20 protein-coding genes are annotated in these 15,437 nt (G+C 47.8%); 19 read left to right on the forward strand and 1 reads right to left on the reverse strand.

Going from position 1 to position 15,437, the window contains the following annotated elements:
* Positions 1–4 precede the first annotated feature (4 nt).
* The 19 genes from FW758_RS05710 to FW758_RS05800 all read left to right on the forward strand — a co-directional run bounded on the left by FW758_RS05710 (position 5) and on the right by FW758_RS05800 (position 14,538).
* Positions 5–517: a phage terminase small subunit P27 family gene (locus FW758_RS05710; RefSeq protein ID WP_446444875.1), complete on the forward strand. Its 513-nt coding sequence runs from the start codon at positions 5–7 to the stop codon at positions 515–517.
* On the forward strand, positions 474–2,219 hold the full coding sequence (locus FW758_RS05715; RefSeq protein WP_446444876.1) for a terminase large subunit: 1,746 nt from the start codon (positions 474–476) through the stop codon (positions 2,217–2,219). The genes FW758_RS05710 and FW758_RS05715 overlap by 44 nt, the downstream gene beginning before the upstream one ends.
* Positions 2,219–2,380 carry a hypothetical protein gene (locus tag FW758_RS05720; RefSeq protein WP_432368310.1) on the forward strand — a complete coding sequence of 54 codons (162 nt, stop codon included), beginning with the start codon at positions 2,219–2,221 and terminating at the stop codon, positions 2,378–2,380. Before FW758_RS05715 ends, FW758_RS05720 begins: the two co-directional genes overlap by 1 nt.
* A complete protein-coding gene (locus FW758_RS05725; protein WP_446444877.1) occupies positions 2,377–3,675 on the forward strand; it encodes a phage portal protein in 1,299 nt (432 codons plus the stop codon). The genes FW758_RS05720 and FW758_RS05725 overlap by 4 nt, the downstream gene beginning before the upstream one ends.
* A 9-nt stretch (positions 3,676–3,684) precedes the next feature.
* Positions 3,685–4,539 (forward strand): head maturation protease, ClpP-related, encoded by an 855-nt coding sequence (locus tag FW758_RS05730; protein WP_012587923.1) that lies wholly within the window; start codon positions 3,685–3,687, stop codon positions 4,537–4,539.
* A gap of 12 nt (positions 4,540–4,551) precedes the next feature.
* A complete protein-coding gene (locus FW758_RS05735) occupies positions 4,552–5,742 on the forward strand; it encodes a phage major capsid protein (protein WP_446444878.1) in 1,191 nt (396 codons plus the stop codon).
* Positions 5,743–5,838: 96 nt separating this feature from the next.
* Positions 5,839–6,090, forward strand: a complete 252-nt coding sequence (locus FW758_RS05740) for a hypothetical protein (protein WP_446444879.1) — start codon at positions 5,839–5,841, stop codon at positions 6,088–6,090.
* Between the two features lie 21 nt (positions 6,091–6,111).
* Positions 6,112–6,408, forward strand: a complete 297-nt coding sequence (locus FW758_RS05745) for a head-tail connector protein (protein ID WP_071938897.1) — start codon at positions 6,112–6,114, stop codon at positions 6,406–6,408.
* On the forward strand, positions 6,408–6,770 hold the full coding sequence (locus tag FW758_RS05750; RefSeq protein ID WP_012587919.1) for a head-tail adaptor protein: 363 nt from the start codon (positions 6,408–6,410) through the stop codon (positions 6,768–6,770). The genes FW758_RS05745 and FW758_RS05750 overlap by 1 nt, the downstream gene beginning before the upstream one ends.
* 1 nt (position 6,771) lies before the next feature.
* Positions 6,772–7,236, forward strand: coding sequence for an HK97-gp10 family putative phage morphogenesis protein (locus FW758_RS05755; protein ID WP_446444880.1), 465 nt, complete (start codon positions 6,772–6,774; stop codon positions 7,234–7,236).
* Complete coding sequence (locus tag FW758_RS05760) at positions 7,233–7,601, forward strand: DUF3168 domain-containing protein (RefSeq protein ID WP_012587917.1); 369 nt, start codon at positions 7,233–7,235, stop codon at positions 7,599–7,601. Before FW758_RS05755 ends, FW758_RS05760 begins: the two co-directional genes overlap by 4 nt.
* Positions 7,602–7,692: 91 nt before the next feature.
* Positions 7,693–8,166, forward strand: coding sequence for a phage tail tube protein (locus FW758_RS05765; protein WP_012587916.1), 474 nt, complete (start codon positions 7,693–7,695; stop codon positions 8,164–8,166).
* A gap of 88 nt (positions 8,167–8,254) precedes the next feature.
* Positions 8,255–8,749 carry a phage tail assembly chaperone family protein, TAC gene (locus FW758_RS05770; protein ID WP_446444881.1) on the forward strand — a complete coding sequence of 165 codons (495 nt, stop codon included), beginning with the start codon at positions 8,255–8,257 and terminating at the stop codon, positions 8,747–8,749.
* Between the two features lie 38 nt (positions 8,750–8,787).
* A complete protein-coding gene (locus FW758_RS05775) occupies positions 8,788–8,931 on the forward strand; it encodes a hypothetical protein (RefSeq protein WP_087486469.1) in 144 nt (47 codons plus the stop codon).
* Positions 8,932–8,994: 63 nt separating this feature from the next.
* On the forward strand, positions 8,995–11,805 hold the full coding sequence (locus tag FW758_RS05780) for a phage tail tape measure protein (RefSeq protein WP_446444882.1): 2,811 nt from the start codon (positions 8,995–8,997) through the stop codon (positions 11,803–11,805).
* The gene (locus FW758_RS05785) at positions 11,805–12,140 is read left to right on the forward strand and encodes a phage tail protein (RefSeq protein WP_446444883.1); all 336 of its coding nucleotides are present in this window, start codon (positions 11,805–11,807) and stop codon (positions 12,138–12,140) included. The genes FW758_RS05780 and FW758_RS05785 overlap by 1 nt, the downstream gene beginning before the upstream one ends.
* 18 nt (positions 12,141–12,158) lie before the next feature.
* Entirely contained in the window at positions 12,159–13,385 is a 1,227-nt protein-coding gene (locus tag FW758_RS05790) for an SUMF1/EgtB/PvdO family nonheme iron enzyme (protein ID WP_446444884.1), read from the forward strand.
* 144 nt (positions 13,386–13,529) lie between these two features.
* Positions 13,530–13,820 (forward strand): hypothetical protein, encoded by a 291-nt coding sequence (locus tag FW758_RS05795; protein ID WP_263192450.1) that lies wholly within the window; start codon positions 13,530–13,532, stop codon positions 13,818–13,820.
* On the forward strand, positions 13,813–14,538 hold the full coding sequence (locus FW758_RS05800) for a phage minor tail protein L (RefSeq protein ID WP_446444885.1): 726 nt from the start codon (positions 13,813–13,815) through the stop codon (positions 14,536–14,538). The genes FW758_RS05795 and FW758_RS05800 overlap by 8 nt, the downstream gene beginning before the upstream one ends.
* 59 nt (positions 14,539–14,597) lie before the next feature.
* On the opposite strand, the gene FW758_RS05805 is transcribed toward FW758_RS05800, so the two are convergent.
* A complete protein-coding gene (locus FW758_RS05805; protein ID WP_446444886.1) occupies positions 14,598–15,152 on the reverse strand; it encodes a hypothetical protein in 555 nt (184 codons plus the stop codon).
* Positions 15,153–15,437: the final 285 nt, after the last annotated feature.

The raw sequence follows: 15,437 nt of genomic DNA on the forward strand, positions 1-15,437 counted from the left end.
AAAAGTGGCAGCAGGAAGAAAATCCACCCCCACTGCGCTCAAGCTAGTTACAGGGAACCCAGGCAAGCGGCCACTCAATAAAAAAGAGCCGAAATTGCAAGCTGGTATTCCTCGCATGCCAGCTCACTTAAGCCCAAGAGCCAAAGCTGCATGGAAGAAACTTACCCTACTGCTTAAAGACATGGGCGTTCTTACCCTCGCAGATGGTATGGCCCTTGAGCGTTTATGTGATGTTTACTCCGAAATCCTTGAGCTCAGAGACGAAATTAAGCAAAACGGCAGAACCTACCAAAGTATCAAAATCATCGCCGAAACCGTTGATGACGAAACCAAAGCATTAACGCAAGTCGAGCAAATGCTAATGAAGGCTAACCCCGCCGTGCAAATGCTGGCTGATGCCGATCGGCGCTTTAGAGCCTATCTCGTTGAATTTGGGCTAACACCATCAGCCCGTAGCAAAGTACAGGTAACTGATGGCGCCAAGAAAAAAGACGAAGTCGACGAATTCTTCGGATGATATAGAAGATCGCGTCACTCGTTGGGCCAAGCAAGTTGCATCAGGTGAGTTCTTAGCGGGGCCAGACATCCGCAACGCCTGTAAACGGCATTTAAAAGACTTAGAAACAGGCCACGAACGTGGCCTTTATTTTGACTTAGCCGCAGCAAACCGCGCGATCAGCTTTTTCCCAAAAGTATTGCGCTTAAGTGGCGGTGATCACGAAGGTAAGCCGTTCCATCTTCTAGATTGGCAAGCCTTTATTGTTGGCTCCTTGTTTGGTTGGAAAGATGCCGACCATACCCGCCGATTCCGCATGTGTTATGTCGAAAGTGGCAAGGGTTCCGGTAAATCACCGCTCGCAGGTGGAATAGGGCTTTATGGTTTAGTCGCTGATGGCGAGGCAAGTGCGGAAATTTATGCCGCGGCGACCAAAAAAGATCAGGCGATGATCTTATTCCGCGATGCGGTTTCCATGGTCAACCAATCGCCGCAGTTAAGCTCAAGATTAAAAAAATCGGGAACAGGCCAGAGCGTTTGGAACCTAGCCTATCTCGAAAAGAACTCATTCTTTAGGCCAATCAGTTCAGACAACGGTCAATCAGGCCCACGTCCGCACATGGCGCTGATTGACGAAGTACACGAACACAAGAACAACAACGTCGTTGAAATGATGCGCGCCGGCACAAAAGGCCGCAAGCAAGCGTTGATCTTCATGATCACCAACTCAGGCCACGACCGCACCAGCGTTTGTTACTCATACCACGAATACGGCAAGGCCATTTGTGCGGGTACCAAAGAAGATGACTCATTCTTCGCCTTTATCTGTTCTCTCGATGAAGGTGACGACCCAATCAATGATGAAAGTTGTTGGCAAAAAGCTAATCCGTCACTTGGGCACACCTTCACACTTAAATATCTGCGTGAACAGGTTACCCAAGCCAAGGGCATGCCAGCCAAAGAGAGCATTGTTCGGCGCTTAAACTTCTGTCAGTGGGTCGATTCTGCCTCACCTTGGCTATCAGCCGACACATGGACAGATTGTGAAGATGATTTTGATATCAGCGAGCTTTACGGCGAAGAATGCTACGGCGGACTCGACTTATCCGGTACCCGAGATTTAACGGCATTAGCGCTTTACTTCCCGCGAGTAAAAACGTTGTTAGTCGAGTTTTGGACGCCAAAAGACACTTTGCTTGACCGAGAACGCACCGATAACGTGCCGTACTCATCGTGGTTAAGGAATGGTTTTATCCATGCACCACCCGGGCATGCAGTGGACTACAGCTTTGTCGCCGAACGCATCGCCGACTTATCAGCACAGTTCAATATCAAATGCATCGGCTTCGACCAATATCGTATTAACTATTTAACGCCAGCGCTAACAGAGGCAAACGTGTTTATCCCGCTGGTTAAGCACGGGCAGGGCTACTACAAAGCATCTGAATCAAACCTGTGGATGCCACGCTCAATTGAAGAGTTCGAAAAGCTGATCACTAGTAAGCAGATCAGAATCAAAACCAACCCATGCCTAAGGTGGAACGCAGCAAGCGCAGTGCTTGAGGCCGACGCCAAAGACAACCGTATTTTTACCAAGAAAAAATCCACAGGCCGCATCGATGGCGTAGTCGCCGCCGCAATGGCAGTTGGAACGGCATTAGAGTCAGATGGCATAGATGATACCGAAGATTGGTTAGCAGCGATAAGGGACCCAATTTACTAATGAACACACCACTTGCTCTATTCATTGCCCTAGCGCTCACAGGTTCATTACTGGCTGTCGCAGGCGTTTACATTCTTTTTGGGCTTGGCTGGTCATTACTAGCGGGTTCATTATTTGCATTCGCTAGCGCCTCATTTTTACGTAAAGGAATGACTGCGTGAAACCAACCAACTCATTAGGTTCAGTCATTGCGAAAGCCGCTAGCCAGCCATTTGCATCGTTAGATAGTTTTATGGGTAAAACCTTAAGGCTCACAGACGGTGATTTTTGGTCGCAATTAATGGCAACCTCAAAAAGCGGCAAAACGGTTAATGTTAATACCGCCATGCAGCTTGCTGCAGTTTGGGCCTGTGTTCGCCGCATTGCTGAAACCGTTGCTATGCTGCCGCTGGGGCTATACGAGCGCCAAAGTGATGGCGGCAGAGTACAGGTTCAAAGCAGCCTATCGAATGTATTAAGTCTTAAGCCAAATGCTGATATGACAGCAATGCAGTTTTGGGAGGCCGTCATTGCCTCCTTACTGCTAAAGGGCAATGCATTCATTGAGATCCACCGTTCAGGGGCTGACATTATCGCGCTCGATTTCCTTATGCCACACCGCATGGATATCGATCTCGCCGACAACGGCAGCCTAGTGTATTGGTACACGCCAAGAAAAGGTAAAAAGCGTCAAATCGAAAAGCAAAACATGATGCACATTCCCGCATTCTCGCTCGATGGTTTGATTGGCTTATCGACTATTTCCTATGGTTCCAATGTGTTTGGCGGCGCTATGTCAGCAGAAGATGTCAGTGCTAACACCTTTAAAAATGGTATGACAAAGACAGTCGCCTTTAAAGTTGACCGAATAATGACTGCACCTCAACGTGTGGAATTTCGCGAATATGTAAAAACCATCACTGGCGCAATGAACGCGGGTAAATCCCCCGTACTTGAGCAAGGTGTTAGCCCCGAGTTGATCGGAATTAACCCTATTGATGCACAGTTACTCGAGTCGCGAAACTACAGCGTAGAAGAAATATGCCGCTGGTTTTTAGTGGACCCTTCATTAATTGGTTTTGGTGGTAAAGATAGCAATTGGGGCACAGGGTTAGAGCAAAAGATGATCGGCTTTGTCACCTTAACGTTATCGTCTTGGATCCGCCGCATTGAGCAGTCAATTAGCATCAACTTGCTCACTCCAGCACAGCGTCAAACTCAGTACGCTCAATATAACCTTGAAGCCCTGCTTCGTGGCGATAGCGCATCACGAGCAGAGTTCTACAGCAAAATGACTCAAAACGGTATTTACACCCGTGACGATTGCCGCGTTAAAGAAAACTTACCGCGCCGTGGCGGCAATGCCGATGTGTTAACTGTTCAAACCAACTTAGCCCCCATTGATCAGCTGGGTGCTCAATCTGAATCTGCAAAAGTACAAGCCGCATTAAATAGCTGGCTTAATCAAGACAATTAGGGGTAAACCATGCCATTTCCAAAAAGCTTCTCGCAGAGCGGAGTGCGCTGCGATATTTCTCCGCGCGCGCAAGAGCTGTGGAACCCAGCGATTCAGGCCGCGGTTGAAAACACTGAATCTACCATTACGGTTTACGGCATCATTGGCGAGGACTGGTATGGCGAAGGCGTCACACTGAAGCGTATCGATGCTGCGCTACGCAGTATCGGCGCAGATAAAGATGTGACCGTCTACATCAATTCTCCCGGTGGCGATATGTTCGAAGGTATCGCCATTTATAACCGCTTGCTTGAGCACAAAGGTAAAGTGACCACCAAAGTGCTTGGCCTTGCTGCTTCTGCCGCATCCGTCATTTACATGGCTGGTGCTGATGATGCGCGCTTTGTCGCCAGCTCTGCCTTTCTGATGATCCACAACTGCTGGGTATTTGCCATCGGTAACCGCCATGCATTGCGAAACATTGCTGATGACATGGAAGAATTCGATGCTGCCATGGTCGATTTGTATGTTGAAGGCAGTGGGCAGAGTGAAAAAGCCATAGCAACCATGATGGATGAAGAAACCTTTATCCGCGGCAAAAAGGCCGTAGAACTTGGCTTTGCGGCTGGCACTTTATCCGCTGCTGAAATTGGCGAATCAACCGACAACACCAGCGCGAACTCACTACGAAAAGTCGATGCCGCCATGGCAAAAGCAGGCGTTCCGCGCAGTGAACGCCGTCAACTATTGCAAGATTTAAAGTCCAGTACGCCGAGCGCTGCTGGCGGCATCACGCTAAATGCTGATGTGTCCGATACGCAAAACGCTGTCGCCCCCGATCTAACTGCGTTAATCAACGCATCAAACACCATTTTATCTAAATAACTGGAGGCGATTATGCCAAACCCAAATTTTGAAAAACAAGTAGAAGAATTAGGTGCCAATCTAACTAAGATTGGTGATCAAATTAAATCGGCGGCAGAAGAAACCAATAAGCAGATCAAGGCTTCTGGTGAAATGCATGCCGAAACCCGCGATAAGGTCGATAAGCTGCTGTTAGAGCAGGGTTCCATGCAAGCTCGCTTGCAAGAAGCTGAGCAAAAGCTGCTTAAGGGGCCGCAAAGTCAGCAAGAAGAACGTGAAATGTCGATCGGTGAGCGAGTAGCGAAAGACAAAGAAATGGAAGGGGTAAACAGCTCTTTCCGTGGTAGTCGTCGTGTGCAAATGCCACGTTCAGCGATTACATCCGCCACAGGTTCAGGCGGTGCATTAGTTCGTCCTGATCGTATGGCAGGTATCGTTGCACCTCCACAGCGCACCTTCACGATTCGCGATTTGATTGCACCAGGTCGAACTGGTAGCAACAGCGTTGAATATGTGAAGGAAACTGGCTTTACCAATAATGCGGCCCCAACTGCTGAAAATACTCAAAAACCGTATTCTGATATCACTTTTGGTTTAGTGAATAATGCAGTACGTACCATCCCGCATCTTTTTAAAGCCAGCCGCCAAATCTTGGATGATGCCGAGCAATTAGCTAGCTACATCGATGCTCGTGCTCGTTACGGCTTAATGCTTGCTGAAGAAACGCAACTGCTGTACGGCAACAATACTGGCGCTAACCTGCACGGTATTATCCCGCAAGCCAGTGCTTACGTTAAACCAGCAGGTGCAACAGTCATTGCGGAGCAGCATATTGACCGCATTCGTCTTGCAATGCTACAAGCTGCTTTAGCTGAATACTCCTCCGACGGTATCGTACTCAATCCGATCGACTGGGCTGTGATTGAAATGCTTAAAGATAGCAATGGGAATTACTTAATTGGTAAACCTCAAGGCCAAACATTCGCAACCTTGTGGAATCGTCCAGTTGTAGAAACTTCAGCGATTGTGCAAGACGAGTTCTTAGTCGGTGCCTTCCAAATGGGCGCGCAGATCTATGACCGTATGGATATTGAAGTCTTAATTTCTACCGAGAACGACAAAGACTTTGAGTTAAACATGGTGACTATCCGTGCTGAAGAACGTTTAGCACTTGCGGTTTATCGTCCTGAAGCGTTTGTCACTGGCGATTTCACCTTCGCCTAACTGCACAAAATCACTTAACTGATAACTAAAAGCAAAAAGGCCGAATATCTTCGGCCTTTGTCGTTTTTATCAATACCAATTTATAGGAGCAATACCATGGCTAAAGTTCTCGCCATTGCAATTAAGTCTTTTTACTTTGAAAAGGAAGTAAAAACTCGGGCATCAAAACCATTTGAAGTGGATGAACATCATTTCAATGAGCTAAAGCACAACAAATTAGTTGAGCGCGCACCGGAAGAAAAAACAGAAGAAGCTGACGCTAAGGCCGCTGCAGAAGCTGAAACCAAGGCAAAAGAAGACGCAGACGCTAAGGCTGCTGCCGCTGCTGCAAAAAAAGCTAAAGCTTAATCCGTTATTCAGGAGTCCTCAGTGAGCACCATTTCCCTAGAGCAAGCCAAGCAATTTCTTGACGTTATCCACGATGAGGATGATGCCAAACTGCAATTATTGCTCAATGCCGCCGAGGATGAGGCCTGTCAATTTATGGGAAGGGAATCCCTTACTATTTTGCTTGATGAGACGACTGCAGAGCTGCCAGCAAGTATCACTATGGGCGTAATGATTTTACTGCAAGCAAACTATCAAGCAACACCAGAAGATGCGGCAAAACTGCGCAAAGCAGCAGAAATAAAATTAACGCCTTATCGAATTGGTTGGGGTATCTAATGCTAGCGCATCGTTTACGTCATCGGGTGCATATCCAACAACCGATAAAAACTCAGGATCCCCAATCAGGTGGTGATCTCATCGAATGGCAAACCCTCATGTTAGGGGTAAAACCCCTCGATAAGCTCGCTGCAGAGGTATTAACCGGCGCTGGTCGAGAATTATTTGCGGCAGATGCCAAACAAGCTGAAACCAGCGCAAGAATTAATTTTCGTTGGTTCCCCATTGATTTAAGCCTCTTATACCAATGCCGTATTTTATGGGATGGCAGAACCTACGATATTCAATCAGTAGAAACCGACATAACAGGGCGTCAAGAGTGGCGATTACGCTGCAAAGATGGCGTTAATCAGGGGCTTTAAGATGGCCGCAAAATTCGATTTCAGTCTCATTGGCTTAAAAGAAGTTAAAGCCAAAATGAATAAGGTTAGCCAAACCGTGCTTGATACGGGTACACGTACCGCGCTGCGTAAAGCTGCTGGCATCGTCAAAAAAACGGCTCAAGAAAATTCACTCAATGTGGACGACCCCAAAACAGGTAGGCGCATTCGCGACAACGTCACCCTGCAGTTTGCTAGCCGGCTATTTAAAAGCGAAGGCGTGATCATGTATCGAGTGGGTATTGCAACTAATCGCGGCCGTATTCCTACACCGAACGCCGACGAAGGTGCGCGCGGTAATACCCCACACTGGCATTTAGTCGAGTTCGGTACCGAACACGCCCAAGCACAGCCATTTATGCGTCCGGCACTGGCCAATAACATCAATCAAGTGATCGGCCGTTTTACGGTTGAATTTGATAAAGAACTCGATAAGGCACTTTCATGAGTATGGCGCCCATTTTTGTCGTGTGTCGAGAAAGCACGGCAGTAACTGATTTACTCGGTACCAATCCCACACGGCTTTATCCCTTTGGCCAAGCGCCGCAAAACGTAGCCAAGCCCTATGCTGTTTGGCAGGTGATCGGTGGTAGCCCAGAAAACTATATCTCAGGCCGACCCGATACCGACACCTTTGCACTGCAAGTGGATGTATATGCCGATTCAGGCAATTCGGCTAATGCTGTGGGTGATGCAATTCGCTTCGCCACAGAATTAGAGGCGCATACCACCAATTACAACGGTGATAGTCGCGACAAAGAAACAGGCAATTATCGTCACAGCTTTGACATAGATTGGATAGTCACAAGATAACCCACTAAACACCATTTCATAAAACCCAAAGCCTCTGCAACCGCAGGGGCTTTTTTGTATCTGCCGTAAGGCTATTGTTAGGAGCACACACATGAGTATGAAAACGCAGGGCACACAGCTCTATGCAATCGATCCGGCAGATGATTCCATTTTAGGCGTCATCGCGGTGACCAGTATTGATGGTATTGACAGCGCCGTTGATTCTATCGAAACCACCCCGCTTGAGGCCATGGCCCGTGAATTTGAATCAGGCCTAAAATCACCTGGTGCGGCCACCTTTGGCATCAACGTTGACCCACGCCTAGCTAGCCACCTGCGCTTGCATCAATTAAAAACGGCAGGCACAACCCTAAAATGGGCGATTGGCTTCAGTGATGCTGTTGGCACTCCGCCAACTGTTACCACTAAAGACTTCACCTTACCTACAACCCGTACTTGGATCACCTTCGAAGGTTTTATGACGGCCTACCCATTTGGGTTTGCACAAAACGATGTGGTTAAGTCAACCATCGGCATTCAGGTGTCTGGCGATCCTGTGTTGGTGCCAGCGACTGTTACGCCTTAATCATAGGTAAGCCTGATTAACCTGAATTAAGCCCACTTAATCAGTGGGCTTTTGTTAACCGTATTAACTTAATCCTCAAGGAACAAACATGGAATTAAGTGTTGCTAGCCTTATTCAGTCGGGGTCTTATTCTCCCGCAAAGCCAGAACGCCGCGAAATTTCGTGGAAAAACTCTAATGGTGAAACCAATAAAGCCGTAGTTTTTATCCGTAAAGAGTCATTTGCCACCGCTCAAGCCGAAGCCCGCAACTACAATCTCGGCGTTGACTGGCTAACCTCGCGCATTGTGTCCAGCATTGTCGATGAACACGGCAAGCCGCTATTTGAGGTTGACGATATCCTCGGTAATGACGCCCATGGCCCTATCTGTGACTCATTAGGTTACGCCTTAATTGGCGCGATTAACGAAGTCAACGGCATTGGACTGAAACCTGACCCAAAAGCCTTACCGCCGACGACGAATTCTGGCACGAGCTCGTCCTCGCAGGCGTTGGCGGACGAACCATTGAAGAGGCCCAGCAAAACCTCACACACCGAGAAGTCATCAACTGGATCGCCTACCGAGCAAAGTTCGGCCCCTTAAGCCTTCAAGCACGGCAAGAACGCATTGCCGCAGCGCAAATGCACCACCTCAATATCATTCACGGCGGCAAAGCCGATCTTGAACACTTCATGTTGTTCAGCCAGTTGGATGAAGCGCCGCAGCAAGAAGCCACCGTTGATGATGTGCTTATGATGTTAAAAGCCAGTGCCATCAAAAAGTAATTCAAATTAGTGCAATAAGGCCAAGGACGGCCAACCAATCTAAATATTCAATAGGATCATCCAATGGCAAATCGTTCATTAAGCAATTTAACGCTAAATTTGATTGCAGAAACAGGCAGCTTCAATGCTGGCATGGACTCGGCCGAACGGTCATTGGATAAAGTTGCTAGAGCAGCCCAAAAACAAAAAAATGATCTAGTTCGACTAATGGGACAGATTGACCCACTGGTGTCTGAGTACGCCAAGCTAGATAAAATGGAGCGACAACTCCAAAAGCATCGAGAGACAGGCACTTTAGCGGGCAGCGAATATGATCTTTATGCCAAACGCTTAGCAACTATGCGAAGCGAATTAGGCAAAACGGGTGCAGAGTACGACAAAACTGGCATGTCAGCTAAACAAATGGCCTTTGCAACTCGTGGGTTACCTGCTCAGTTTACCGATATCGCCGTATCGCTCCAAGGTGGTCAAAACCCCATGACCGTGTTCTTGCAGCAAGGCGGTCAGTTAAAAGATATGTTTGGTGGTGTGGGCCCAGCAGCTAAAGCCATGGGCGGCTACATACTGGGATTAATTAACCCACTCACCATTGCAGCTTCTGCCGCTGGCGTAATGGCACTGGCCTATTACCAAGGCAGTATTGAGGCAGATAGACTACGTAATGCATTAATACTGACGGGCAATTCTGCAGGTACCACTTCAGATGAATTAATGGATGCCGCCAAGCGCATTGATGCCATTAGCGGCACTCAGCGCCAAGCCGCTGCTGCACTGGCAGAGGTTGCTAATACTGGCAAGTTTACCGCCAGTCAAATCGAATTAGTCGGCCTTGCAGCCGTACAAATGGAAAATGTCACCGGCAAAGCGGTCGCCGATACGGTCGCCGAGTTTGCTAAACTTGCTGATGATCCCGTTAAAGCGGCTGAAGAACTCAATAAAAAGTATAACTTCCTCACCGCATCTATTTATGAGCAAGCCGCAGCTCTTAAAGAAGCAGGTAAATCAAATGAGGCCGCTGATCTCGTTTTTAAAGCATATAGCGATGCCATTAGCGACAGAACAGGTGATATCACCTCAAACCTTGGTTATATCGAACGCGGTTGGAAGGGCTTAAAAAGTGCAGCCTCCGAAGCGTGGGACGCCGCGGCAGGAATAGGGCGACAGGAAACCATTGCCGATCAAATAGCCAAAGCAAAAGCAGAGTTAAGCGGGCTAACAGGATCAACCAAGCTAAAAGTCGATATTTTAGCTAACACCAGCGGGCTTAATACTGGCGCTATTCCGGACGCTTACAAGCCGAATCTCGATACCGCTAAAAAACAAGCAGAGATGCTTGAAAAACAAATTGCTGATTTAGAATTAATGCAGCAAGTCTTAAACGATATTGCTGAAGAAGAAGCCGATCGCGCCAAGATCAATCAGCAATCAATCGAGGCCCAGCGTGCCATTGCCAAAGTGACCGATGAAACCCTCACCAATGAGCAAAAGCGCACTAAGGCAATAAAGGAATATAACGACAATATCGAAAAGGTGCGTAAAGGTGATGCGAATAGTGCCTTGCTGGACCCTGAAAAAATTAAACGTGATCTGGCCTCAATAGAAGAAAAGTTCAAAGACACTGCTAAAAAGACCAAAGCCTTTGCTGACGATGCCGCCACTACGTATCTCATGCGTTTGCGCGAAACCCAAGCAGGCTTGCAAGGTCAGCTAGATAGCAGCACTAAGTTAACGCAAGCACAAAAAGAACTATTGCAATTTGAGCAGCAAATCGCCGATATCAAAAACAAAGAGATCCTTACCGCTGAACAAAAAAGTTATCTAGCAAAAGAAGACCAACTCCGCGCCGAAAACCAAATGAATGTCGCACTGGCAGAGCAAATAAAATTGCGCGATCAAGCCCTGCGAACACAAAGCTACAGCGCCAATCTCACTGCTAACCTAGCCGCAGAGCAACAGCGCAACGCCGATAAGCTCGCTACCTTTGGCCTTGGTGACAAAGCCCAACAACGCCTAGGTGATCGCCAAGGGATTGAGCGTGATGTAGAACGTGCTCAGGGCAAAGCGTTATCAGATAACCTCGCAGGTAAAACTACCGACGAAGAATATCAGCAACAGCTTTCTATGCTGAAAGATAACCTAGCCGCACGTTTAGCCGTTCAGGATGAATACTATTCTGCTCTCGACGCCAAGCAAGCCGATTGGACTAATGGCGCCCGTTCATCAATGCAAAACTACATTGATGCCGCGGCTGACATGGCAGGACAAACTAAAACCCTCATGGATGGGGCTTTTGGTGGTATGACAGACGCGCTTACCGATTTTGTCACTACAGGTAAGGCCGACTTTGCCGGGTTAACCAAGTCTATCTTGGCTGACATTGCCAAGATTGCCATGCAAAAAGCCATTGCTGGTCTAGTGGGAAATATGTTTGGTGGTTTCGCAGATGGAGGTGCGGTTGGCGATACTGGATTCTCATCCGGCGGCTTTACTGGATTTGGCGGGAAATACGAGCCTGCAGGCATTGTTCACAAAGGCGAGGTCGTTTGGTCGCAGCGTGATGTGGCAGCAGCTGGCGGCGTGGCCACAGTAGAAGCAATGCGCAAAGGCAATAAAGGCTACGCCAATGGCGGCATAGTTGGCGGCGCAGCCTATAACGGCGTGCCAGCCTCGGCAACGGCTGGCGCGAGTGTGGTGCATGTTGAGGTCAATATAGATCAAAGTGGTAATGCCACCACCAAAGCCGATACCCCTGCCTTAAATCAGTTCGGCAGCGAGCTAGGTAAGTTTGTCGAGCAAAAATACCGCGAGCTATTGGCGAAGGATTTACGCCCTAATGGTCAAATTGGCCGCACTATGGCTGGAGGTTATCGCTAATGCCGCAGACATTCACTTGGGCACCCGATAATGGTGCCACAGGCGATACCCAATATCGCACCCGCACCGCACAGTTTGGCGATGGTTATAGTCAGGCAGTTGGCGATGGTATCAACAGTAAGGTCCAAAGCTGGCCACTGACGTTTACTAAAAATAAAGCCATGGCTGAAGCGATCACCGCATTCCTTGATGATCACCAAGGCTTTAAGGCTTTTGAGTGGACGCCACCCCTTGGTACCGCCTCACTGTGGAAAGTGACTCAACAAACAAACACCCCGCTAGGTGGCGGCATGTACCGCATCACCGCTACTTTTGAACAAGCATTTCATCCTTAATCAATTCTGGAATTATCTATGACCATAGCAACAATCAACTTAGGCACAGCACCAAGCGGTGTCGGTGGCGATGCAGCCAGAAACGCATTTGAAAAGGTTAATGCTAATTTTTCACAAACTGAAAATGCAGCAAGTCGTACTGTTGGTACCGCAAACGACAATCAAGTGCTTGACAATGCAGGGCTGCAAATTCTGATAAAAGACCCACGCCGCCAAGAAGTTGAAGCCTTATCCGGTGGACGTAATACAGTCATTTACGATGCCCAAGGCAATCCAAACGTGATGGTTGTTATTCCGCGTTTTAATGTTGAAGACCTAGGGCTGGTTGACTTAAACCTTGGCACTGGGGTTCACCCTGCGTTCCAGACTAACGGCGTACCTCGCGGCGAGATATTAATCGGCAAGTATTTAGCCTCAGCAGCCGCCAATGGTAGTGCAGTCATTGGTGGCGTACAGCCGCGCACATCCGTTAACTACGATGTAGCCAAAGAGCTGTGTACGCGCAAAGGCGCAAATTGGCACATGATGTCAGTGCATGAATGGGCAGCTATTGCGTTGTGGTCCCTTGCTAATGGAACTGTGCCGCGCGGCAACACAAACTATGGGCGCTCGCACGAGAAAAAATGGGAAACCGCGCGGCGCTCCGATAATGGTGCACCTGGGGACGTAAGCGGTACAGGTAGAACGGACACGGGCAAAGGGCCATCTACTTGGAATCATGACCATACCAGTTTTGGTGTGTGTGATTTAGTCGGAAATGTTTGGGAATGGTTAGATCAATTTAAGCTAGATGATGGTCAGATTATTACTACGTTGGACAATAACCCTGCAGTGGCTGAAGCAAACTGGCACAAACACGCTGCTTATTTTGATTCACCTACTGATAACCAAACCGGCGCGGGCAGCGCTGGCGCGCCAATCCTCAGTAATGCGGTGACTAAGCGCAACGGTCCGATGAATGACGATTCAAACGATTACCCATACTTAACCGCCTCGCACTTTGCTGCCATCACTAAAGCAGTGGGCTACGCGCCAAACGAGCTATTGCGCAAGCTGTTAATTGAATCGGCCACCACATCAACGGTCGGGGGTTACATTGCCGCGAGAAACTACGGTGACCGGTTCCCGATCCGCGGTGGCAACTTGGGCAACGGCGCGGACGCCGGGCTGGGCGCGCTCAACTTGGGCAATCCGCGCTCGTATGTGAGCAGCAGCATCGGTTTCCGTCCAGCTTTCTTTGTGTAGTGAAGCCTGAATCTTTGTGTGCTGCACTTATTTTTCGAGAAGGCGCAGATGTTCTCTTACTCTTGGCGGCAGATTGACCGCCTTACTTACTGAAGATAAACCTAAAAAAGGCTTTGCTTAGCAAGCCGTTCAGGATAAACAGCAATGAATGAAAAATTCACATATTTATTTAACGGCGTATCGCACACTGATGTGTCGCGTGAATACATGAACAACTTAGGCATGAGCACTGAGCAGGTTAACTCTGTGCTCGCTCAGCGTGACTTTGAGCTGTCGCAAAACATCGAAAAACGTAAGGCTGCGTATCGAGAAGAGTCAGACCCGCTTTATATGGAGTGGCAATACGACCAAACGCCAGAAAGCGAGCAACATTGGCGCGATAAAATATTAGAAATTAAAGCCCGTTACCCAATCTCAGGTGCAGCTGATGCGTAGTGCCGATATTCAAACCCTCGAACCGGGCAATGAGGTTATTCTCTATGGAATCGATGGTACTGCCTTTGGCGCCGATATCCTGCGCTTTCATGCCCACAATATCCCGTACTCAGATGCGGATCTTAATCAGCCTAATTTACCCGCTCGGATCATCCATTGGCAAGGCGAACAGTACAGCGCATGGCCAGCGCAGTTAGAAGGGGTGGAAGTTAACTCTGATGGCTCCCCAAGTACGCCAACACTCACCGTTGCCAACATCGATGGCAGTATCAGCGCCCTGTGCTTGTATTTTCAGAACATGGAACAAGCCAAGGTCACGATTCGCCGAACGCTGGCTAAATACCTTGATGCGACCAACTTCCCCAGTGGCAATAGCGAAGCGGATCCAACACAAGAAGCGGTTGAAATTTGGTATGTTGATAAAAAGGTGAATGAGGATAATGTCGCTGTCACTTTTGAGCTATCAAACCCTGCTGACTTGTCAGGCCAAAAAATCGGCCGACAAATGACTGCCTATTGCTCATGGTGCCAACGCGGTGCATATCGCGGTGCCGATTGTGGCTACACAGGTGAAGCCATGTTTACCGAAGATGACGAGCCAACTGATAACCCTGCGCTGGATCAATGTTCTGGCACGATAGCCGGTTGTACTTTACGATTTGGTGAAAATGAAGAATTACCCCACGGCGGATTCCCCAGCGTTCGGCTTATACGTTAAACGAATAAAAAAAAGCCCGTCAAATTGACGGGCTTTTATTCGTGCTAACTACATGGAGTTTAAACGCACATTTCTGTACGTTGGTTTTGTAGGGCATGCGTGAGAGTTAATATTTCATCGCATTTCCTAGGTTCTCTTAGCTCTAATGCTAAATTAAATGCTTCTACTGTTTCAGCATTTCTTGCTAGTTCGTTATCAATTTTTTGATTATTAGCTAACCAATTAGCTACATCACCCCAGCGCCATAAAGGCTGTTGAGAAGTTAATCGTAGAACAGGATTCGGGAAGTTTCCTGCCCCACGTTTACCATCTTTAAGTAATGCGATTGATTGCTTGGTAATACTACTTAGTGTTGATATATCACTGATTCCTACATAATCTCCAGCATCAACAGATATTACTTTTGCTCCAATACCTGAATTTTCGATTGCTTTGATTGCTGAAAATATTGCTGAATGAAAGCTCTCGGCTTCCCGATCAAACTCTAAGTAAACAGTATTACCATAAAAGCATACAAGTGCATCATCACACCCGGCTTCAAATAGTGCATCTTCCAAATATGGAGTGTTAGAGTTTACGCCATCTAACACAAGCGAAAAAGAAAATGTTTTCATAATGTTACTCCGTGATGGCTATGCCATCAGATAAGGTAATCAGATTGACTGCCTTGATATAAAGGAGGGGTATACCCCTCGCTTTAAAATTTTACATTGGTTTACAACTATCAACTTTCCTAATTATCTGCTTAGCATGATTCTCAGGGTTTTTAGGTGTAGACCAGACGCTCATTTGATGAGTTTTATGCTCTTCATCAGACGATCCGCATCTTAATCGTCCAAATGGATGGCCTTTGCTAGAATTAAACTTCCAGCCATTCTCAATTGCGTATTGAATTGCAG

This window comes from Shewanella sp. 1180_01, from assembly GCF_052850535.1.